The following is a 20,776-nucleotide window of genomic DNA, read 5'->3' on the forward strand; positions in this document are numbered from 1 at the left end:
TACGTCTCTCGGAGTCGGCGGGAGGGGCACGGGGTAGCCGGGAGGGCATTGGTTGCCCCTGGCCCCTATCGTCCGACACCCCACCCGTGTTACCTCAACCGATTAAGCCGACAGCAGTGTTTTCCCGGCCATCAGGTGCCCGCTGTGCACCCATCTGCACACTCATGACCGGAAAGCTCCGGGATGGGTCTGCTCCCGCACGGAGACGAACTGCTGCCGCACCGCCTGACCCACGGCCAGGTCCTCACCCGGGTCGAGGACCTGCGCCGCCGCTCCCTGCCAGGCGGGCGGCGTCCGCGGGTCGAGCGTGCCCTGCGAGGCCCCGAGCGCCCACGCGGCCTGCCGGGCCGCCCCGATGGCCGCGTAGTCGGCCGGCTGCGGCACGACGACCTGCGCCCCGAACAGTGCGGGCGCCGCCGACTGCACCGCCGGCAGCTCGGCCGCCGCCCCCAGCAGGAAGACCCGCCGCACGTCCACGCCCCGGCCGCGCAGCACGTCCAGCGCGTCCGCGAGCCCGCACAGCATGCCCTCGAAGGCGGCCCGCGCGAAGTGCTCCGGTTTCATCGACTCGCGTCGCAGCCCGGCCAGTGTGCCGGCCGTGTGCGGCAGGTTCGGCGTCCGCTCGCCCTCCAGGTACGGCAGCATGACCAGGCCGTGCGATCCCGGCGTCGACTTCATCGCCAGGTCCGACAGCGCGTCCAGATCGGGCGCCCCGACCAGCTCGGCCGCGCCGCGCAGGGTCCGCACGGCGTTCAGTGTGGTGACGACGGGCAGATGCATGCCGGTCGCGTCGGCCAGTGAGGTGATCATCCCGCTCTGGTCGACGAGCGCCTCGGGATGCACCGCCATCACGGACCCGGAGGCGCCGAGCGACACCACCGCGTCGCCCATCCCCAGCCCGAGGCCCAGCGCCGCCGCCATCGTCTCGCCGGTCCCGGCGGAGATCAGCAGTCCCTCCGGAGTCGTCCCGGCCGCGTCGGAGGGCCCGATCACCTCCGGCAGCATCGCCTGGTGTCCGAGCGCCAGCTCGACGAGATCCGGCCGGTATCCGCCGGTGGCGGCCGACCAGTACCCGGTGCCGGAGGCCCCGCCGCGGTCGGTGGTTCTGCGCACCGGCCGGCCCAGCAACTGCCACACCAGCCAGTCGTGCGCCTGCAGCAGCACGGCGCTGCGTGCGGCGGCTTCCGGCTCGCTCTTCGCCAGCCAGCGCAGTTTCGTCACCGGCTGCGCCGCCTGGGGCACGCACCCCACCGCCTGCGCCCACGCCTCGCGTCCGCCGAGCGCGTCGACCAGATCGGCCGCCGCGACCTGCGCCCGCTTGTCTCCGCCGACCATCGCCGGGCGCACGGTGTTGCCCTGTGAGTCCAGCGGCACGACCGCGTTCTGCTGCGCGGACACGCCGATGGCCTGCACGCCCTCCAGCAGCCCGCCGCCCGCGGCCTCACCCAGGGACAGCAGCCAGGCCTGCGGGTCGACGTCGGACGGCCGGCCGCCACCCTCGGCGCCTTCCACCGGATGCGGCGCGTATCCCTGCCGGAGCACGGCTCCGGTGTCCGCGTCGCAGACGACGATACGAGTGAAATCGGGCGAACTGTCCAACCCGGCGACTATCCCCATGCCGAAAATTCTGCCGCACGCCGGGCCCGGATGCGGCCGTCGGTCGTCTCCCGGGCGGGCGGAACCGCCGAACGGCGCCGCCGTCCGCCGTCACCGGAGGGTCGTCAGGTGTTGCTCGTACCCCAGTCGTCCCCGCTCGCGCCGTTGACGTTGCGGTCGCGCAGCGAGCGCACCCGGCCCGCCACCGACTCCGGCATCCGGTCGCCGACCTTGTCGCTGACCGCGTGGTACGCCTTGCCCGCGTACTGGCGGCCCTGGTGGGCGGCGGTCTCGGCGGTGTTGCGCACGGCGGGGTTCTGGGCGACCTGCCGCGCCGACTTCTTCAGCTGCTCGTAGCGCTCGCGCCCGGCGCGCGTGCCCAGTACGTAACCGACAGCCAGTCCGACGACGAACGTGAGCTTGTAGCGCATGACGGCCACCCTTCCTCGAGTAGGTCCCTGGCACGACACCGGTGCCGGGGGGAACCGATTGGCGGAGCACCCCCCTGCTTGCGCTAATGTATGTGTCGCAGCGAGCGAGCGCTTCCTGGCGAATACCCAGCTAGGCACGTTCGATGCGACGAGGCATTCCCCTGTAGCTCAATTGGCAGAGCAGCCGGCTGTTAACCGGCAGGTTACTGGTTCGAGTCCAGTCGGGGGAGCTCGGTCCCCTGTAGCTCAATTGGCAGAGCAGCCGGCTGTTAACCGGCAGGTTACTGGTTCGAGTCCAGTCGGGGGAGCATCGTGAACGAGGACCCCATGGGGGTCCTTTTTCATGTGGTGTCACACCGGTGGGAACCGTGCAGGCCAGGGGTGCCGTCCCCGCGGTCGCGGCAAGGTCGACCAGCCGGAGCGTGAGATCGTATGAGCGGCTATGCTGCGGCAGACGGCGCGCACTCATGTACGCGACACGCCGCTATGGGGCGGTAGCTCAGCCGGTTAGAGCAGCGGACTCATAATCCGTCGGCCGTGGGTTCGAGTCCCACCCGCCCCACCACTTGCTACGCGGGAAGAAACCTTCTGACCAGGCGCTTAGTCGGTCAGGGGTGGGTACGGCAGGATCTTGGCGGCCCTACTTGATCACATTTTCATGATCGTGGGGACAAGTTGGGGACGCTGGTCACGCGGCGGGACGCAACGCCTCGTTCGGTTCATCCTCATCGGCCCCGGGCCTCTCGCCGGAGCCCTCTTCTGACTCGGGCTCAGGCTTGCCGCGTGCCTCCCTCGCAGGCCTCTCCTTCTTCTGCGGGGACCGGGGCACGACCGCGCTCGTCGACTCTGCCTCGGCGGTCATGAGCTGAGGCAGGACGCTCGTGTACGTGTCCGAGGTGATCTGGCGGGAGCTGTGCCCGAGCCGCTCCTGCACCACCTTGATGTCGGCCTTGCCGAGGAGCGCCAGCGTGGCGGACAGGTGCCGCGTGTCGTGCAGGCGGATCGGCGGAAGGCCGGACAGCTCCACGAGCCGGTTGAACCGTCGGCTGATCCAGTCGGGGTGCAGGGGCTTGCCGTTCTCATGGGTCCAAACTCGGTTGCTCTCGACCCAGGCCTTCTCTCCAGACCACTGCTCACGCTCCTTGGCCTGGGTGGTCCGCCATTCTCGCCACAGCTCGCGAGTCTGGGAGTCGAGGGTGACGGTGCGGACGCTGTCCTGCTTCGGGGCTTCGTCGTACTGCCGGTAGGCGACTTCAACGATCTGCGCGGAGATACGGAACCACGAGCGGGTCAGACACCGCCAGCGCCCGACGCGCGCACGGTCAACCCGAGGCCGTCCTGACCCTCCACGCCATCCCGTGATCAACGTGACTCTCCCCGGGGCCCTGGGCGTTCGTGATCAGCCAGTTCGGACAGGGCGAGGGTTCCGCAGGTAACCGCCAAGGCTTTCACATGTCGCGTACATCCGGCACGGCGAACACGGAGCCGGATGTTTTATTGACTGCGATTTTCCGCCACCGAGGTGGACGCCCGCACCGCGATCTGCGTCCTCACCCACGACGCCAAGTTCGACATCCCACTCCTGCGCCTGGCGCTGAGCCTCCCCGTCGGATACATCGGCGCCATGGGCTCTCGCCGTACCCACGAGGACCGCAACCAGCGGCTGCGCGAGTCAGGGATCACGACGGAACAACACAGCCGCCTCAACCCCCCGATCGGACTCGACCTCGGCGCCCACACACCCGAGGAAACAGCCATCTCCATCGCAGCCGAGATCATCGCCCACACCCACCACGGCACCGGCCGGTCCCTGTCCAGCGGCATGGGCCCCATCCACCCGGCCGCGACCAGTCATTCGCGACCAAGGTCGCCGGCTTCCTCGGAGCCCACCCGCAGCGGCCAAGCCACAGGCACTTGGCCGTACGCCGGGCGCCCCTGCGCGATCCGGTCCTGTACCGGCTGAAGGACTACGAAGTCTGCCTGCGCCGGGCTCTGGCCGCGTGCGTGCGCGTCGTCGAGTGGACTGGTGACCGCGGGGTGCCACGACACTGAGGACGGCGCGGGCCCGGCCCTGGTGGGTACGCCGAAGCACTTGCGCGAGCTTGGCGCTCAAGACCAGGGCGTGCGGCCGGCGGCGACCTCGGCCAGGTCCGCGGGGCGGCGGTGGGCCGGTGGCGCCAGGAGGCGGCGCCAACAGCCGGGCTCCTCGGCGAGGCTCTGCAGGTCCGGCCACAGACAGTGATCAGTCGGCGCCGGGCGCCCGTGCCGCTCGTACAGCCGGATGCGTGAAGTGCGGGTAGGGGTCCGGGTGACCCTGGACCCCTACCTGGTTTTCAGTTGTGCCTGACCGGACGGTGCGCCCGCACGGCGGGTGCCGCTAGAACACCACGATCGGCGCGTTCGGTCCGGGGTCGCGGTCGAATCGGAAGTTGAACCTGGCCTCGCCCTTGTTGCAGGCCATGGTGGTCAAGAAGCCGGATCCATATCCGTAACGGGCGTCGTCGCCGATGCAGGTGCCCCTCTTGACCGACTTGATCTTCAGCTGGCCACTGTCGTTCCAGTAGTCCATATCGAACATTTGGTCCAAGCTGCCGTCACAGCCGTACTGGCGCAGATCCCCGAAATTTGCGTCAAGACAGAAACCGCGGCTGGTTGTGATGTTGTACAGGCCGTTGCCGCGGGGGACGAACTTGAAGGACTCGTTGGCGTTGCGATCCGGATATGGGTGGCCGTTCGTCACCGAGTTTCCGATCCAGTCGCCCACCTCGAGGTAGCGGTTGCCGTCGTGGGCGTTGCGCAGATAGACGTCCGCGTTCGCGGCCAGACGGCGGAACATGACGGCAAAGTGATCGGATCCGAACCCACGGGCGACGCCCCCGTAGCCGGCGATCCGCTCGTTGGACACCATGTAGTCCAGTTCCCTACCACCTTGGTGGGTGGCAGCGCCGGTGATGTACCTGTGCCAACCGGGTCGGGTCGTGAGGTTGCGCGGCTCACGGTTCCAGTCGCCCATCGCGGCCCATATGCGGTTTCCCGCTATCGCGGAGATGCTCTGCAGCAACCCCGCGCCATCGCCGCCTCCGCTCGCCAGCGCGTGCACGCTGAAGAAGAGCGTATTGCCCGCTGTGATGCCGAGCGCCGGCCGGGACGTCGGAAGTCCGTTGTTCCCGTAGAAGGCGGGCCGGGCGATGTGCACCTGATTCACCGCTTGGTCGGTCAGAATGGCGATGTTGACCCGGCTGCTGTTACTGAAGTCGGTACGCACCCAGTAGATGTGCCAGTCGTGGCTCTGACCCTGCGGCCGCCACCGCCATCGCTGTACACGCCAGCCTGCCCACTGATTGTTGTCGCTCAGGTAGCGGGACGTCCACTCCAAAACGGCGCTTCCCGGTGGCCGAGGGCCGGTCTCCTGCAGCGAGACCACGTTGTAGCCGTTGTTGAGGATCTGCGGGATATCGGTCGTCCACTTGTTTCCGCCGCCCTGCATGTTGTAGGTGGCGGGCCGGTAGTCCTCCACCGCCGCCGAGGCGGGCTCCGGTGTCGCGAGTGTGACGAGCATGCCCGCCAGCATGGCTACCGCGAGCATCGGCAAGAGAAACTTCATCCGCGTTCGACCGCTGCCGCTGCAGTGTCTTCCGCGGAATTCCCTGGAAAGGGGAATCCTCATCGAGTGTCCTTTCTGACCGCGCCGGTAACGGCGCGGATGGCGGTTGAGCGGTCGCCTATGCGACGGTGTTCGAGCTGTTGGTGGTGTCGACCGGCGTGGGTGCTGTGACCGCTTGGATCACGACCTGGTTCGGGTAGGCAGCCAGCAGTGGATCGGTGACCGAGGACGGGGCGTCGGTTTCCACCACCACCTGGTCGCGCATCCCGTCGTAGTGGACAGACAGGTTGTAGACCGTCGAACCGTCGTCGGGTTGGGCCAGTCGCAGGGCCGCGTCCTGGACTTCGATGATCTGGGCGAGGGTGAACTGGGGGCTCTTCGCCGTGGTGGGCGTGGGCCACTCGGCCGGGACGTCCCCGTAGGAGGAGGTCCACCCCGGCGGCTTCTGCAGGTCGTCGATGTTGCCGGTGTAGTCCGACGGGAAGGTGATCACCGGTCCGATGTTGGGGTCGTCGAACGCCGCGAGGGCGCAGTTGTAGTCGGCGAGGGCCTGGACCTGCTCCCACTGCAGCTTCGTCGCGGCATCCCGCAAATCGTCCGCCGGCGCGGCGGTCCCCGACACTTCCCTGCCCGTGGTCCTCTGCTCCGGAGTGCACGTGCCGGGCGGCGGGGTGTAGCCCGGATAGGCCTTGAGCACGAGCTTGCCCGCGTACTTGGCGGCCAGCGGATCGGTGACCGAGGCCGGGGCGTCGGTCTCCGCCACCACCTCGTCGTGCATCGCGTCGTAGTAGACGTTCAGCTGGTAGGTGGTGTCACCGTTGGGCTGTACCGCCGCGTACACCGCGTCCTGGATCTCGGTGATCTGGGCGACCGTGAACTGCGGGCTCTTCGCCGTCGTGGTGGGTTTGGGCCAGGAGGTGGGGGACTGCCCGAATTCGTTGCTCCAGAGCGGCGGGATCTGCAGGTTGTCCATGTCGCCGGTGTAGTCGGACGGGAAGATCATCACCGGTCCGATGTTGGGGTCGTCGAACACCGCGAGCGCGCCGTTGTAGGAAGCGAGGGCCTGGAACTGCTCCCACTGCTCTGCGGTCCCGGTGGAGACCCAGTCCACCTCGGTGGCGGACAGGGCCCGGTTGTAGACGCGGAAGTCCCGCATCCGGCCGTGGAAGTACAGGTCCGAGGAGTACAGCGACCGGCCGAGGTAGTTCGCCGTCGTCGTCCCGCCGCCGATCGCGCCCGGGGTGATCGTCACGTTGGTGTTGCGGGCCTTCTCCACGCCGTTCTCGTACAGAATGCCGGTGTTGCCCGTCTGCGTGTACGTCACGTGCTTCCACATGCCGCGCGCCAGCTGGTACGAGGTTCCCGGCCGGGTCTGCTGCTCGGCAGGGAAGGCGCTCAGCGTGATCCCGGTGCGGAACTGGTTCCCGGTGGAGAACAGGTAGCCGTTGCCGCTGGTGCCGTTGGTGTTGCCGAACCCGTACAGGAAGTACGGCTTGCCCATGGTCGGGTCGATCCACACGTCGAACGAGACGGTGATCGAGCTGAGCCCCGACATGATGTTGTTCGGCACCTTGACGTACGTGTTGGAGCCGTTGAAGGCCAGCCCCTGGTCGCCGCCCCAGCCCGCGGCGCCGTTGACCGTGCCGTCACGGCCGTTGCCCGAGGAGTCGTGGGCCACCGTGCCGGACGTCTCGTCCAGCTTGTAGCGCAGCAGCAGACCATCGGTGATCTCGGCCTGCGCAGACCCGGCGGTCGCCAGCAAGCCCGCGACCAGCGCCAGCACCAAGGACAGGGCGGCGACGACAGCGGCGGACACCCGCCGCCACGGCCGGGCACCTGCGCGGACTGAAGGCGAGGCCGCCGGCGCGGCAAGACGACGACGCAGCGCAGACAGGGGGCGGGCGGTCACCTGCCCCGTGTCGGCCGCTTCGGTTCTTTCCATGATTTTCCTTTCGCGTGAAAGCGATGAGCAGACGCCCGATACGACGACTGCTGAATGCACCCGGCGGTGGGAAGCCGAGAACGGGCAGGAGGCTGCGAAGCGCGGAGAAGGCCCTCTCTCCGCTCTGAATTCGCATACGGGAAGGCGCGGCGGCATGCTCCTGCCAGTGCCGTGGCAGGCAACGTTTGCCCGTCAAGGAGCGGCGTCATGGGGGTCCCCCTGCTCGAGCGCAGCCGAGAACCTGGGGGAGCGTGCCGGGCGTCGCGACGGGGCGAACGTTGCCTGTCGGGGCACTAAGCACCCGCGGACGGGGTTGGCCGACACGGCCGGATACACGAAGGCCGTGCGGCAATCGCACGGCGGGCCGGGGGCCGCGTGCAGCGCGGCACGGAAAACGCCTGCCTCGGTCCGTTCCGCCGCCGTGTCCCGGGCGTGGCGGCGACGAACCAGGCCGAGGCTGTCATGCCCCCGGAAGGAACGGCAGGGTCTGTTCCCGCCACGGCTCTTCGCTGATCGCCATCGGTGTGTTGCAGAGGCCTCAGGCGCGTCCCTGGCTGACGGCTGGAAGCTCCTGGCGCAGGAGAGCCTGCCGTGGTGTGAGTCATGCGGACAGGATCGGTGCGGGTCCGCCCAAGGGAAACGGGTACTTCTGCCCACCGGGCCCCGTCCCAGGCCTGGGTATTTCTACGGGGTGGTCCTACGGGGTGGGCGTCTGGTTGGCTGTCCACCAGGACGCGATCCGGGCGCGGGAGCCGAAGTCGAGCTTGGTCAGGATGTTCTCGACGTGGCCGTCGACCGTGCGCGCTGAACGCCCGAGCTTCGAGGCGATCTGCCGGTTGCTCAGGCCCTTGGCGACCAGTGCCGCCACTTCGCGCTCGCGGGGCGTGAGCGGGCCGGGGCCGGCGGCTGCGGAGGTCGGCTCATCAGCGGGGTCCAGGACGTACTGAACGGCCCGGCCGGGCGTGGTGCCGTGGCGGCTGCCTTCCGCGAGCGCCTGCGCGTACGCGGCCAGACCCAGGGCTTCTGCAGCCGCCTTTTCGGAGCGTGTGTGCTGTTCGGCCATGTACGGGCCGAAAGCGGAGATGTCGGTACCGGCCGCTCTCCACAGGGCAGCCGCGGTGCCCAGCAGCCGGGCCGCCCGACCGTGATCGCCGCCGGAGGCGGTGGCCCAGGCGAGGAGTTCGAGCATCCGCGCCACCATCGGGTGGTCGTTGAAGCCCCGCATGTTCTCCAGCGCGGACCGGGCCAGCGCCTTGGCCTCCTCCCGGTCACCGCGGGCCCAGGCGTAGTGGCCCAGCGCCATCAGCGCCTGCGCGCGCCCCCACCGTTCCCCGCGCGCCTCGAAGGCGGCGATCACCTTCCTGCCCGTCGCCGCCGCACGGGGGTCCTGGGCATAGGCCTGGACGTTGGCCAGCGAGAGAAGCCAACTCATCGCTTCACGCTCATCGCCCAGCGCCGTGTGGGCAGCCAGGGCCTCCTCGTAGCGGGGGAGGCTCTCCTCGGGTCGCCCCCGGTAGTGGGCTGATATGCCGCGAAAGCCACTCGCCTGGGCGCGCAGCGACGGGTCGCCCAGCTGCTCAGCCAGTGTTTCGGCCTCGTCCAGCCACCGGTCGGCAGCAACCAGATCGCCCTGCGTCTGCGCCACCCATATGGCGGCGAGGAGCGCCTGGCCCCGCACGGGTGTCGGCTCGGGCGCCGCCGCGAGAATGCGGTCGAGTTGTCGGCGCCCCTCGGTGAGGAATCCGCCGACGATCCAGTGGAAGGCCAGCGCACCGGCCAGCGCGAGCCTGGCCTGAGGGTCGGTGTCCCAGCCCAGGGCCGCCAGCAGGTTGGGGTGCTCGGCACGCAGTCGGGCCAGATCCTGCACCTGGCCGGGGCCGTACCAGCCCTCGTGGATGCGCTGGGCGAGGGCGAGGAAGAAGTCGCGGTGCCGACGCAGGAGCGTGTCCTCCTCCCCGGATTCCGCGAGCCGTTCCCGCCCGTACTGCCGGATGGTCTCCAGCAGGCGGTAGCGCGGCAGGCCCTCGGTCTCGGTGGTCAGCACGACGGACTGGACGACCAGCCGGTCGAGCACATCCAACACCTCGCGCTCCGCGATCCCGTCCCCCGCGCAGACGCCGTCCGCCGCGTCCAGATCGAAACCCCCGGCGAACACCGACAGCCGGTTCCACAGCAGCCGTTCGACCGGAGCGCACAGCTCATAGCTCCAGTCGATCATCCCCCGGAGCGTGCGCTGGTGTGGCCAGGCGGTCGGGCTGCCGACATTGAGCAGTGCGAACCGGTCCTCCAACCGCTCCACCATCTGGTCGACCGTAAGGATGCGCAGCCGGGACACGGCGAGTTCGATCGCCAGTGGCAGTCCGTCCAGATCAGCGCACAACCGGGCGACCTGGGCCCTGTTCGCGTCGCTCACCTGGAACCCGGGCCGGACAGCGGCGGCCCGGTCCTCCATCAGGCGGGCCGCGTCCTGCGGAGACAGCGGCGGAACCGCGAAGACATGCTCGCCCGTGACGCCCAGCGTATGGCGGCTCGTCGCCAGGATGTGCAGCTCAGGGGCGGCGGAGAGCAGCACCTTCGCCAGCTCGGCGCAGACCCCGGCCACCTGCTCACAGTTGTCCAGCACCACCAGCACCCGGCGTTCCGCCAGATACCGCGCGAGCCGCTCCACGGCGGGCCGGGCGCCCAGGTCCGGCACGCCCAGGGCGGTCGCGACCGCATCCGCCACCGCCGCCGGCTCCTCAATCGGAGCCAACTCCACCAGCCACACCCCGTCCGGGAAGGTCTTCGCCAACCCGGCAGCCACCTCGAGTGCCAACCGCGTCTTGCCGACCCCGCCCGGCCCGGTGATCGTCAGCAGCCGAGCTTTCCCCAGCAGGCCGCTGACCTCACAGACCTCCGACTGCCGGCCGACGAAGCTGGTGAACGCCGCGGGCACATTCCCCGTGCGTGACGCCACTGTGGTCACAACTCTCACCTCCCTGCAGCCACCTCACAGAGCAGCTCGCCAAGGAGATTATCCCTATATGCGATGCGAGGGTCGACCCACGAGGTGCTCACCGAAAGCACTCGTCCAGTCACAGAGAGCACTGGCGGCCGGGCGGGTCGAGGGCATGGCCAGTGCCGTGCCTTGCTGCCGCTGTTCCTTCCGCACTGCCGCTGTTCCTTCCGCGCGAATTCAGGCCCCGGGACTCCGGGACTTCGTCACGGAGCCGCAGAGGAGGGCAGCGCGCGTCGCACCGACCAGTAGAGCCTCCACAGCCGCCCAGTCGGCGATGAGGAACGGGGCGCCCTATGGCAACGGCCTGTCGAGGACTCGAAATGGCATGGAGCCGATCCCGCCGGCTCGGGGATGGGGCTCCAAATTGCCCGCAGCGGATTGACCTTCCAACGGCTCTTGCCTCCGTGGGGGCACCAGCCGCCGGGCGGCGCGCATCGCCGTGCCGGCCCTCGCAGTGATCGCGGCGGCCGCCGCCCTGACGCTCCAGCACTCCCGGGACGCCACAGCGCGATGGAACACTTGGACAAGCAACGCCTGCGCGAAAGAGGCTCCTGTCACCGCAGACGACTGGTCCGCCTGCGGCCGAGCACTGATGACCGAGATCAACAACGCTGTTGACGGCCTATGTCGGCGGGCCGCCGCTGGGCGCCAACGGCAACCCTTCCGGCAGGCCTGGCAGGCGAAGACAGCGGAAAGTGTGGCTGCCGCTGTCTCCCGTGTGGCATCCGACCTAGGCCTGTACTTGAATGACGGGCAGCGCAAATACCACGTGCGCACTGTGGAACAACGCTGGAGTAAATACCGTTTACGGCCGGGAGACACGGCCCCGGGCGTACTGGCGTCGCCCAGTCTGGGCGGTGTCGGGACGCAGTCGGGACACAAGGGCAGGAACAGACTGACAAAGGCGAAGGGGTGTCGACACGGCCCGCCCCTTCTGACCTGCAAAAGCGTCATGAATGAGCGTGGACCAGCAAAGGCCGCCAAGATCCCCAAAGGACTCATAATCCGTCGGCCGTGGGTTCGAGTCCCACCCGCCCCACCTGTGCAGGTCTTTGACCTGCGGAAACGTCACATCTGGGGTGCGGATTCCGGGTGTTGGTCTACGGGGCTGAATCCCCTGCTCGTCAGTTCGACTCCGCTGCCGTCGGCGTCAGTCGAACGTCCAGACGCTCGCACAGCCCACCCACGACACCGTCCTGCAGCCGGTGGGCTGATACGTCTGCGCAGGTCAGAGTGACCTGTGATGGGCCGTCGAGCGTGTGGCGCGCCTGGTGTTGCAGCTCAGAGCGGAGGCGGGGGAGCGTCGCTCATCGGGAGGGCAGCCACGCGTCGACGACGGGCGTGAGTTCGGCCCGGCTGTCGAAGACGTGGCCGTTCATGCCGACGGCCTGCGCCGCGCGGACGTTCTCCTCGCGGTCGTCGACGAAGAGGAAGTCGGCGGGTGCGGCGTGCAGGGCGGTGACGCTGTGGCGGAAGGCGGCCGGGTCGGGCTTGGCGGCTCCGATCCGTCCGGAGAAGGCGACGTGGTCGAGGTCGTTCAGCCAGGGCTGGGCGGCGAGGAAGGCGTCCGCGTGGTCCGCGGGGATGTTGGACAGCAGGGCGACCCGGGCGCGGTCCCGCAGGGTGCGCACGTAGGCGACCATGTCGTCGTCGACGCGGGCCCAGCTGTCGATGTCGATGAGCCGCAGCTCTTCGATCGTGTCGGCGTCGGCGTCGCGGAACAGCGTGTGCAGTACGTCCGTCCAGTACGCGGACGCGGTGTGCCGGCCGGCGTCGTAGGGCGGGCGGTGGGCCCAGTAGGCCGTGGTGAAGGCGTCGGGGGAGGTGTGGCAGTGGGCGGCCATCTTCTCCAGGGCGCCCGGGCGTTGGTGGCGGGCAATGACCCCGAAGAGGTCGAAGAGCACGATGCGGCGGCGGTCGGTGGACATACGGATTCCTCGGGGTCTCGGGGTGTTCGGGTCAGTGCCGGTCGGGCAGCGCGCGGGCGAGCGAGTCCAGTGCGGCCAGGCGGTCGGGGCCCGCCGGGGCGAGGACGACGCTGGTCGCGCCGGCCGCGTGGCGGGCGTCGATCGCCGCGCGGGCCTGGGCGGGGGTGCCGGCGATGCTGAGCGCACGGACCCATTCGGCGGGCATCGTCTTCGCGAAGTGTCCGGCATCGGCGCTCGCGGCACGGTGTGCGCGCAGCTCCTCGGCGAAGGGCAGCGGGTCGATGTGCGCGGCCCACTGCGGCTCGCCGACCGACTCCAGGGTCGCGCGGACCCGGGTCAGGGCTGCTTCCTCGTCGTCGTCCACGGCGGCGGCGTCGTAGACGACGATCTCCGGAGAGTTCGCGGCGGCGGGGCCCAGGTTGCGCAGGGAGGCGGTGATGTAGCCGGGGGCGGCGGGCTCGGCCAGGAGCAGTCCGTCGGCGACCTCGCCCGCGACCGCCTGCGACTTGGGGCCACGGACGCCCAGGATCACCGGGGGCACGGTGTCCGGGATCTCGGTGAGGACCACGCCCTCGCAGCGCACGTACCGGCCGTTCGCGGGGCCGGGCTCACCGGCGACGAGCAGCCGCAGCGCTCTCGCGTACTCCTTGATCAGCGTCAGGGGACTTTCGGGCCAGGACCCGACCTGGCGCATCCAGCCGGGCATGCCGTGGCCGATGCCCGCGATGACCCGGCCGGGGTGGAGCTGGGCGAGGGTGGCCAGTTCCATCGCGGCGAAGGCCACGTTGCGGGCGCCGGCGGGCATGATCCCGATGCCGACGGTGAGGTTCGTGGTGGAAGCCAGGACAGTGGCGGCCTGGGCGACACCGCCGCGCCAACCGAGGTCCTCCACCACCCAGACCTGGTCGAATCCCAGCTCCTCGGCACGCCGGACGTAAGGCAGCACCTCGCCGACGGGGAGATCGAGCGGCAGCATGACACCGACACGGCGGCGGGTGGACGGTGTGCGGGAATCGGACATCGGGGGCTCCTTCGGCGAGGCGGGTTTCCATCCCGGCCCTGGTGACCCGGGGAGGAGAGCTTGTGCGGCACGGTTGTCAGGGACCGTGCCGCACAAGCGGTCAGTGGCGGCAGGCCGCGGTCTCGGTGTGGCGGGTGTGGTCGGCTTCCGGTTCGGTTCGGCCTGTGGGGTCGGCGGCCGGTCCGGTCCGGGCGGTGCGGTCGGAGCCGGTGCGGTCGGAGCCGGTGCGCAGGACGCCGGCGCCCACGGCGGTGGTCGCGCACAGCAGGGTCAACAGCACGAAGGCGTGGTTGAGGGCGACGACGTGGGTCAGCCAGCCGATCACGGCGGGGCCGGCGAGCATGCCGACGTAGCCGAGTCCGGCGACGCGGGAGACACTGGCTCCGGCGGCGGAGGGGTCGGCGTGCCCGGCCGCGCTGAACAGCTGCGGGACGCAGCCGGACAGGCCCAGGCCGAACAGCGCCCAGCCGGTGAACGCGGCCCACATCCACGGGCCGAGGGCCACCAGGGTGATGCCGACGGCGGCCATGGCCGCGCCGTGGCGCAGGATGGCCAGGGAGCCGAACCGGGTGGCGAACCGGTCGGCGAGCAGTCGGCCGATGGTCATGGCCGCGGCGAAGGTGCCGTAGGCGAAGGCCGCCGTGCCTGCGGAGGCGCCCAGGACGTCCTTCAGGTGCAGGGCGCTCCAGTCGTTGGCGGCGCCCTCGCACAGCATGACCATCAGCGCCAGGACGGCCAGCAGCCAGACCCGGCCCGTGGTGCCGCGGCCCTCGACGGCCGGTGACGTTCCGGTCTCCTCGGTGGAGTCCGGGCCCTCGACGGCGGGAGCGGCGGGCAGCAGGGCGCGTGCCGTGGTCAGGGCGACCACGACGCCCGCGGCTCCCATGGCGGCCATGGCCGCGGCCGGGGGCAGGCCGGCGCTCGCCGCGCCCGCTCCTGCGAGCGCGGCGAGGACACCGCCGACGGAGAACGTGGCGTGGAAACCGGACATGACAGGTCGGCCGTACGCCTTCTCCACGTGCACGGCGTGGGCGTTCATGCTCACGTCCAGACAGCCGTTGCAGAAGCCGAAGACCAGCAGCGCGGCGGCCAGCGTCCACGGATCGTGGGCGAGACCGGGCAGGAACAGGGTCGTGCCGCAGAGCGCGCCGCCGACGGGCACCACAGTGCGGGCGCCGAGGCGATCGGTGAGCGGACCCGCCACCTGCATGCCCACGAAGGCCCCGAGTCCGAGCACCACCAGCAGGCCGCCGAGTGCGGCGTGGCTGATGCCCACGTGCTCCTCGATCGCCGGGATGTGCACCACCCAGGTGCCCAGCAGGGTGCCGTACAGGACGAAGTAGACATAGGTCGCCATGCGGGCGGCTCGCAGGGAACGTTCCATGCAGACCACCATAACGAACATTTGGAGTGTTTGAAAGTCGGGAGAATGAACAAGTTGATTGTTCGTTTCTTGGTGGTGTTCAATCGCGCTATGAGCAACGCAGACCGGCACGGGCTGATCGCGAAGGTCGTCAGGGACTCCGGGGCCGCCACGGTCCAGGAACTCGCGGAGCTGACCGGCGCCTCGGAGATGACCATCCGGCGCGACCTCGACACCCTCGCCGCCCAGGGCGTCCTCGAACGCGTCCGGGGCGGGGCACGCACCCTCCTGCTGCGGGGCGAGGAGCCCCCCTTCGCGCTGCGCGCCCGTGACGCGGTCGAGGCCAAACGCCGGATCGCCGCCGAGATCTGCGCGCTCGTCGCCGACGGCGAAAGCGTCCTGCTGGACAGCGGCACCACCTGCCTGGAGGTCGCCCGCCTCCTGCGCGAGCGGCCTGTCACCGTGATGCCCCTGTCCCTGCAGGCCATCCAGCTGTTCGCCGAGACGCCCGGCCCGGCCACGCTGGTCGTGCCCGGCGGGCAGCCCCGCGCCGGCGAAGGAGCGCTCACCGGCCCCCTCGCCCTCGCCTCCCTGGCCGCCCTGCGCTTCGACACCGCCGTCATCGGCTGCTGCGGGCTGACCGCGGCCGACGGCCTGACCGCCTACGACCTCGAGGACGCCGCGGTGAAGAAGGCGGGCATCGCCTCCGCCCGACGTGTCCTCGCGGCCGCCGACGGCAGCAAGCTCGGCCACACCGCGTACGCCTACGTCGGCCCCGCGACTCTCCTGCACACCCTCGTCACCGACGCCACCGCGGCCGCCGACGAGGTCGCCGCGCTCGAAGGCGGCGGCACCGTCGTCCGGACCGCCTGACCTCGCGCCCCGGCGTCAGCCCGCCGACGTCCGGATGAAGGAGGCGGCCCGCTCGCCGATCATGATGGCGGGGGCGTTCGTGTTCCCCGTGACGAGGGTCGGCATGATCGACGTGTCCGCCACGCGGACGTTCTCCAGCCCGTGCACCCGCAGTTCATGGTCGACGACCTTGCCCATCATGCAGGTGCCCGACGGGTGGTAGAAGGAGAACGACTGCGTGCGGATGAAGTCGTCGATGTGCTGGTCGCTGTCCGACAGCGGGGCGAGTCCGGCCTCGGCGGCCCCGCGCAGATCCGACCCCAGCAGGGACGTCAGCCGCTGTTCACGGGCGATGCGCATGCACAGCCGGACGCCCTCCCGCAGCCGCCGCCTGTCGTCGGGGTCGTCGAGGTAGTTGTGGAAGATGCGCGGCTTGGCGTAGGGGTGCGAGTGCCGCAGCCGTACCGAGCCGCGGCTCGCCGGCCGGGCGACATAGGGGCCGAACGACATTCCGGGCTCGAGCGGAGCGGCCAGACCCTCGCCCCGGACGATGCCCAGGGCGGCGTGGACCTGGATGTCCGGGGCGGGCACGTCGTCGCCGGAGCTGAAGAAGCCGCCGGTCTCGTTCCACGCCATCGGGCCGGTGCCCTGCTCGCGCAGGAGTCGCTCCTCCGCGGAGGTGTCCGGTCCCAGGAGGGGCTCGGCGTCGCTGAAGAAGCTGATGAAGCACCCGGTGTGGTCCTGCATGTTCCGGCCGACGTCAGGCAGGTCGTGCAGCGGGGTGATCCCTCCGGCGGTCAGTTCGTCGGCCGGACCGACGCCGGACTGGAGGAGCAGGTGGGGCGAGTTGTAGGCCCCGAGGGACAGCACGATCTCACGGTCGACCCGGATCGTCCGCACGGCTCCGAGGTGGTCGACCTCCAGGCCGGCGGCCCGCGAGCCCTCGAAGCTCAGGCGCAGGGCGGTCGTCGAGGGAAGCACGGTGAGGTTCGGGCGACCCGCGGCCGGCTCCAGGAACGCGATCGCGCTGCTGCACCGCAGGCCGTTCCGCTGCGTGACCTGGTGGTAGCCCACGCCCTCCTGGTCGGCCCCGTTGAAGTCCGCGTTGTACTTGTGGCCCGCGTCCTGGGCCGCCTCGACCCACGCCGTCAGCAGCGGGTGGACGGAGTTGGGGTTGCTGACGGTGAGGGGGCCGCCGACGCCGTGGAAGTCGTCGGCCCCGCGCTCGTTGTCCTCGGACTTCTTGAAGAACGGCAGGACGTCGTCGTACCCCCAGCCCGGATTGCCGAGCCGCTCCCACGTGTCGTAGTCGTAGCGATGCCCGCGGACGTACAGCATCGTGTTCATCGAGCTGGTGCCGCCGATGGCCCGGCCGCGGGGCAGGTAGGCGCGGCGGCCTCCGAGACGCGGCTCGGGTTCCGTCTCGAAGTCCCAGTCGAACGCGGTCTTGAGCTGCTGCGAGAACAGCGCGGGGATCTCGAAGAGGCGGCCCCGGGCCGGCGGTCCCGCCTCGATCAGCGCGACCGTGACATCCGGGTCCTCGGACAGCCGGGCCGCCACCGCGCAGCCGGCCGATCCGGCCCCGACGATGACGTAATCGTATGTTTCCCTGTCCATTTCGCCTCCAAGAGCTGCTTCCTGGGAGAGATTAGAGACGCGACGCATGCTCAGCACATGCACGAAGTGAGCAACTCGGGCGGCAGTCGTTACCCATTCCGTGCATGGGCTGTATTCGGGCCGCTGCTTAGGCTCTCTTCGAAATACCGCGGCAAAGAGGGGACCCCGACCCATGTCCGACCCGGTCCGTCATGACTACACGCCCCCGGCGCTCCGGCCCGATGCCCTCGTCTCAGCCGACGCCGCCGAGGAGATCAGCGCCGATGTGCTGATCATCGGCTCCGGCATGGGCGGATCCTCGCTGGCCTGGGCGCTGAAGGACTCCGGTCTCGACGTACTCGTCGTGGAGCGGGGCCATTTCCTCCCACGTGAACCCGAGAACTCACAGCCGACCGAGATGTACATCAAGGGCAGGTACAAAAACGCCGGCTACTGGTACGACGGCGGCAGCGGCAGACCGTTCGCGCCCGGCGTGTATTACTGGGTCGGCGGAAACACCCGTTTCTACGGCGCCATGCTGCCGCGTTTCCGGCGCAGCGACTTCACCGAGGTGGAACACCACGAGGGCGTGTCGCGCGCCTGGCCTTTCGGTTACGACGACCTGGAGCCCTTCTACACCGCCATGGAGGAGTTGCTCCAGGTGCACGGGCAGACCGGTGAGGACCCGACCGAGCCGCCCCGCTCCAAGCCGTACCCGTATCCGGCGCTCCGGCACGAACCGGAGATCGAGAGGTTCTCCCGGTCGCTGCGCAGGCAGGGCCTGCACCCGTTCCACACCCCGAACGCCCTGAACATCAGCACGCAGGCCGATCGTGCCGCCGTGACGACCGCCGACGGCTGTCCGGACGAGACCGGTATGAAGTCCGACGCCGAGAACCGGCTCCTTCTTCCCGCGCTGAGCGACGGCGTGAAGATCCTCACGGGTACGGAGATCACCCGCCTGATCACCTCGCCCGACGGCCGGAAGGTCGTCGCCGCCGAGGCACGGCACGCGGGCCGTGTCCTGCGGATCAACGCCAAGACCTTCGCCCTCGCCGGAGGCGCCGTCAACTCGGCCGCGCTGCTGCTGCGTTCGGGCGGCGACTCACACCCCCGGGGGCTCGGCAACTCGTCCGGGCTGCTGGGCCGCAACTACATGGTCCACAACAGCACGTTCTTCGTCGGAGTGAACCCGCTGCGGACCAACCCCACCAAGTGGCAGAAGACGCTCGGCCTGAACGACTTCTACGAAGCCGGACCGGGAACGCGCTTCCCGCTCGGGAACCTCCAGATGCTGGGCAAGCTGCAGGCCCCCATGCTCAAGCCCGCACGTCCGTGGGCACCGACGTGGGCCCTGAAGCTCATGGCGGCCAGGAGCCTCGACATCTACCTGACGACCGAGGACCTCCCGTCCCGGGACAACCGGGTACGCGTGGACGGCGACCGCATCCTCATCGACTGGACCCCGACCAACCTCGCGCCCCACCACGAACTCGTGCGCCGGGTGACCCGGGCGGTCCGCAGGTCCGGCTATCCGCTGATCTTCACCCAGCGCATGGGCATCGAGACCAACTCCCACATGTGCGGAACGGCCGTGGCGGGTCACGATCCGGCCCGGAGCGTGCTCGACCCCCTGTGCCGCAGCCATGACGTCGAGAACCTCTGGCTGGCCGACTCGTCGTTCTTCCCGTCCTCCGCGGCGCTCAACCCGGCCCTGACGATCGGCGCGAACGCGCTGCGGATCGCCCCGTCCCTGGCCAGGGCGACGAAGGGCTGACCTCGCGACGGCAAGGGCGGTCGGTCAGGTCCGCCGCAGTGTCGGCTTGCGCAGCAAGTCATGTCCCCGTACGGCCAGTTGCAGCCGCTGCTGGTGGCTGACCTGCGCGAGGTCGAGACCGAGGATCTCGGAGAGCCTGTCGAGGCGGTGGTAGAGGGTGCGCCGCTGGATGAAGAGCTCCTCCGCCGCCCGCGCCTTGTTGCCGCCGCAGTCGAGGAAGGTCCGCAGGGTGGGCAGCAGCGGGTTCTTCGCCAGTGCGTCGTGCTCCAGGAGCGGACCGAGCTCGTCCTCGACGTAACGCCTGAGCTCGGGACCCTCGGACAGGGCGACGAGGAGACGCAGGGCCCCCAGGTCGTCGAAGTGACGCACTTCCGTGGTCGAGGCGGCCGCCGCGACGGACGCGGGGCTGCGGCTCTGGCGCAGCGCCAGCGGAAGTGCCGCCGGCTCCACGACGCGGCTGATGCCGGCCCGTACCCCGTGATCGGCCAACAGGGGCCGAACCTGGTCCGCGTCGGTCCGGGTGGGCAGGCCCACGACCGCCACGTCGAAGTCCCCGGTGTCGCCCACGACGGCGGGCCAGCCGGCCTCCTGCAACAGACGGGCGAGGACGTGGTCCTTGACGGTCTCCTCGTCCCCCGCCCAAGCCGTGACGACGATCAGGTCCCGCCCGCGCAGGTCCTGGCCGAGCGCCAGGCCGAGGATCACGAACCGCTCTCCCGTGATGTCGCCGAGCAGCAGCCGGTTGAGCAGCGCCGTCTGGCGCTGGGAGGCACGGGCGCCGCTCTCCCGTTCGCTCAGCAGCGAGATCGCGATGGCCGCGGCGGCCCGCTCCAGCGTGCGCAGCTCGGGCGGGCTCGGCCGCTGTCCGCCGTGCAGGAGATGCAGCCAGCCCCATGACTCGCCCCGGAGCACCACAGGCTGGCGGGCGCATGGCGCGACCTCACGGAACGAGGCCGCCGGGGCGGTGGGCGCCCCGGGGTCCTGCGGCGCGAGCGAGGGATGGCGTTCGTGGATCGCCCGGGAGTGCGCGCTCCACTCGTCCACGACCCGGTCGGCCTCCGGCGTCGCGCCGCCGTACGCCAGCGTCTGATGGGCGACGTCCTCCAGCACCACGGGGTGCCCGGTGCGCCGGGCCAGCTCCCTGACCACGCCGACGTAGTCCTCGTCCGCCAGGAGCAGGTCCATGAACGCCTGGCTGGTGGCCTCCTCGGCGATCAGCTGCTTGACGCGCATCCCGACCAGCACCTCGTGGACCTGAGCAGAGGTCTCCACGAACGGGATCTCGTCGGCGAGTCCCACCAGGGGCAGGCCGACGGCCTCCGCCTCCTCGATCACCGCCTCCGGCATGGAGTCGAACATGCGCCCGGCCAGTTCGATGACGAGGACGGCCGCGTGGGCGTCCGCGAGCCGCCGGATGAAGGCACGCTGCTCGAACTCCGTCGCGCCCATGCCGAGGCCGGCCGTCAGCAGCATCTCCTGACCCGTGAGAAACCGGTGGATGTCCGGGATCTCCCCGGTGTGCACCCAGCGCACGGGACGGTCCAGATTCCGCTCCCCGGCATACACCCGCACGGTGGTGCGCGAGAACACCTCGAGTTCCAGCGCGGTGCGAACCGTCAGGACTTCAGCCATGAGCCACGACCTCGGTGTGTGCAGGACCGGCGGCCA

13 protein-coding genes, 3 tRNA genes and 1 pseudogene are annotated in these 20,776 nt (G+C 70.1%); 6 read left to right on the top strand and 11 right to left on the bottom strand.

Annotation, left to right across the window (positions count from 1 at the left end):
* Positions 1 to 162: 162 nt before the first annotated feature.
* Both ACN6LD_RS00480 and ACN6LD_RS00485 read right to left on the bottom strand, forming a co-directional pair.
* Entirely contained in the window at positions 163 to 1,617 is a 1,455-nt protein-coding gene (locus ACN6LD_RS00480) for a xylulokinase (RefSeq protein ID WP_319189014.1), read from the bottom strand.
* A gap of 104 nt (positions 1,618 to 1,721) precedes the next feature.
* Positions 1,722 to 2,027, bottom strand: a complete 306-nt coding sequence (locus ACN6LD_RS00485) for a YtxH domain-containing protein (protein WP_319189016.1) — start codon at positions 2,025 to 2,027, stop codon at positions 1,722 to 1,724.
* Positions 2,028 to 2,184: 157 nt separating this feature from the next.
* Between ACN6LD_RS00485 and ACN6LD_RS00490 the strand changes: the two genes are divergently transcribed.
* The 3 genes from ACN6LD_RS00490 to ACN6LD_RS00500 all read left to right on the top strand — a co-directional run bounded on the left by ACN6LD_RS00490 (position 2,185) and on the right by ACN6LD_RS00500 (position 2,592).
* A tRNA-Asn gene (locus tag ACN6LD_RS00490) sits at positions 2,185 to 2,257 on the top strand.
* Between the two features lie 5 nt (positions 2,258 to 2,262).
* Positions 2,263 to 2,335 (top strand) — tRNA-Asn (locus tag ACN6LD_RS00495).
* A 180-nt stretch (positions 2,336 to 2,515) separates the two neighbouring features.
* Positions 2,516 to 2,592: transfer RNA gene (locus ACN6LD_RS00500), tRNA-Ile, on the top strand.
* A gap of 123 nt (positions 2,593 to 2,715) precedes the next feature.
* Here ACN6LD_RS00500 and ACN6LD_RS00505 read toward each other — a convergent pair.
* A complete protein-coding gene (locus ACN6LD_RS00505) occupies positions 2,716 to 3,393 on the bottom strand; it encodes a tyrosine-type recombinase/integrase (RefSeq protein ID WP_445042163.1) in 678 nt (225 codons plus the stop codon).
* A 150-nt stretch (positions 3,394 to 3,543) separates the two neighbouring features.
* Between ACN6LD_RS00505 and ACN6LD_RS00510 the strand changes: the two are divergent.
* Positions 3,544 to 3,990: pseudogene (locus ACN6LD_RS00510) on the top strand (XdhC family protein); the annotation flags it as partial.
* Positions 3,991 to 4,404: 414 nt separating this feature from the next.
* Here the strand turns inward: ACN6LD_RS00510 and ACN6LD_RS00515 are convergent.
* The 6 genes from ACN6LD_RS00515 to ACN6LD_RS00540 form a co-directional block, all read right to left on the bottom strand.
* Entirely contained in the window at positions 4,405 to 5,631 is a 1,227-nt protein-coding gene (locus ACN6LD_RS00515) for a hypothetical protein (RefSeq protein ID WP_445042164.1), read from the bottom strand.
* A 118-nt stretch (positions 5,632 to 5,749) separates the two neighbouring features.
* Positions 5,750 to 7,573: a LamG domain-containing protein gene (locus ACN6LD_RS00520; RefSeq protein ID WP_445042165.1), complete on the bottom strand. Its 1,824-nt coding sequence runs from the start codon at positions 7,571 to 7,573 to the stop codon at positions 5,750 to 5,752.
* Between the two features lie 697 nt (positions 7,574 to 8,270).
* Positions 8,271 to 10,538, bottom strand: a complete 2,268-nt coding sequence (locus ACN6LD_RS00525; RefSeq protein WP_445042166.1) for a LuxR C-terminal-related transcriptional regulator — start codon at positions 10,536 to 10,538, stop codon at positions 8,271 to 8,273.
* A gap of 1,340 nt (positions 10,539 to 11,878) precedes the next feature.
* Entirely contained in the window at positions 11,879 to 12,499 is a 621-nt protein-coding gene (locus tag ACN6LD_RS00530) for an HAD family hydrolase (RefSeq protein ID WP_319189030.1), read from the bottom strand.
* A gap of 31 nt (positions 12,500 to 12,530) precedes the next feature.
* Positions 12,531 to 13,520: an LLM class flavin-dependent oxidoreductase gene (locus tag ACN6LD_RS00535; protein ID WP_445042167.1), complete on the bottom strand. Its 990-nt coding sequence runs from the start codon at positions 13,518 to 13,520 to the stop codon at positions 12,531 to 12,533.
* Between the two features lie 100 nt (positions 13,521 to 13,620).
* Positions 13,621 to 14,877, bottom strand: coding sequence for an MFS transporter (locus tag ACN6LD_RS00540; protein ID WP_445042303.1), 1,257 nt, complete (start codon positions 14,875 to 14,877; stop codon positions 13,621 to 13,623).
* A 117-nt stretch (positions 14,878 to 14,994) separates the two neighbouring features.
* Between ACN6LD_RS00540 and ACN6LD_RS00545 the strand changes: the two genes are divergently transcribed.
* Positions 14,995 to 15,756 carry a DeoR/GlpR family DNA-binding transcription regulator gene (locus ACN6LD_RS00545; protein ID WP_319189034.1) on the top strand — a complete coding sequence of 254 codons (762 nt, stop codon included), beginning with the start codon at positions 14,995 to 14,997 and terminating at the stop codon, positions 15,754 to 15,756.
* A gap of 15 nt (positions 15,757 to 15,771) precedes the next feature.
* On the opposite strand, the gene ACN6LD_RS00550 is transcribed toward ACN6LD_RS00545, so the two are convergent.
* A complete protein-coding gene (locus ACN6LD_RS00550; protein ID WP_445042168.1) occupies positions 15,772 to 17,352 on the bottom strand; it encodes a GMC family oxidoreductase in 1,581 nt (526 codons plus the stop codon).
* A gap of 172 nt (positions 17,353 to 17,524) precedes the next feature.
* On the opposite strand from ACN6LD_RS00550, the gene ACN6LD_RS00555 reads away from it, so the two are divergent.
* Complete coding sequence (locus ACN6LD_RS00555) at positions 17,525 to 19,108, top strand: GMC oxidoreductase (protein WP_445042169.1); 1,584 nt, start codon at positions 17,525 to 17,527, stop codon at positions 19,106 to 19,108.
* A gap of 24 nt (positions 19,109 to 19,132) precedes the next feature.
* On the opposite strand, the gene ACN6LD_RS00560 is transcribed toward ACN6LD_RS00555, so the two are convergent.
* Positions 19,133 to 20,740, bottom strand: coding sequence for a PucR family transcriptional regulator (locus ACN6LD_RS00560; protein WP_445042170.1), 1,608 nt, complete (start codon positions 20,738 to 20,740; stop codon positions 19,133 to 19,135).
* Positions 20,741 to 20,776: the final 36 nt, after the last annotated feature.

The sequence above is a fragment of the Streptomyces sp. SAS_272 genome, assembly GCF_052543235.1.